The 689-nt window shown below is 77.9% G+C and carries 1 protein-coding gene; it reads right to left on the bottom strand.

Features of this window, described 5'->3' with window-relative positions; genetic code table 11:
* On the bottom strand, nucleotides 1–689 hold a 689-nt coding region (locus K6I33_RS35485; RefSeq protein ID WP_229358897.1), incomplete at both ends, for an ATP-binding protein.

Here is a 689-nt window from a genome sequence, read left to right as displayed (position 1 = left end):
GTGGGCAGCGGGGCGGGGCCCCGCTCGTCCGTCCCGGCCGTCCCGTCCTCGGCGGCGGGCCGCTCGCCGAAGGCGTCGAACGCCTCGGGCGCGGCCGCGCCGGCCGTCGCGCCCAGCCGCAGCAGCGCGCCGGCCTGGACGAACCGCAGGGGCAGCCCCTCGGACTCGAACCACAGGTCGGCGACCCAGTCGGCCTCCTCGTCCGTCAGCGCCCGGTCCACGGCGCGCTCCAGCAGCTCCAGGCAGCCGGTGCGGCCGAGCCCGCCGAGGAAGACCTCCTCGACGTGCGAGTCGGCCGAGGGGGCGGGGACGTCGGGCGTCGCGGAGAAGAGGAAGGCGCACTCGGGCGTGGCGTCGAGGAGCTCGTCGAGCGCGACACCGCCGAACTCCAGGTCGTCCAGGACGACGACGGCGCCGATGTTCTGCACGGCGGCCATCAGCCCGGCCCGGTCGGGCCGGTGCAGCGGGGCGTGGTGGACGGCGGCGAACAGCTCGTGGAGCAGGTCGCCGGGGGTGCGGCCGTAGCCGCTGAGCCGGACGACGCCGTCGGGCGCGAGGCCCGCGCAGTCGTCGGCGACGGCGTCGAGCAGGACGCTGCGCCCGGAGCCGGAGGGGCCGGTGAGCCGTACGGAGCGGCCGCGCGACAGGAGCCGGCCCAGCCTCTCCCGCTCCTCCTCGCGGTGCAGCAG

Source organism: Streptomyces sp. UNOB3_S3 (assembly GCF_020740895.1).
In the GTDB taxonomy this organism is placed as follows: domain Bacteria; phylum Actinomycetota; class Actinomycetes; order Streptomycetales; family Streptomycetaceae; genus Streptomyces.
Note: the sequence above shows the minus strand (reverse complement) of the source record. Positions and strands in the feature narration are given on the sequence as shown.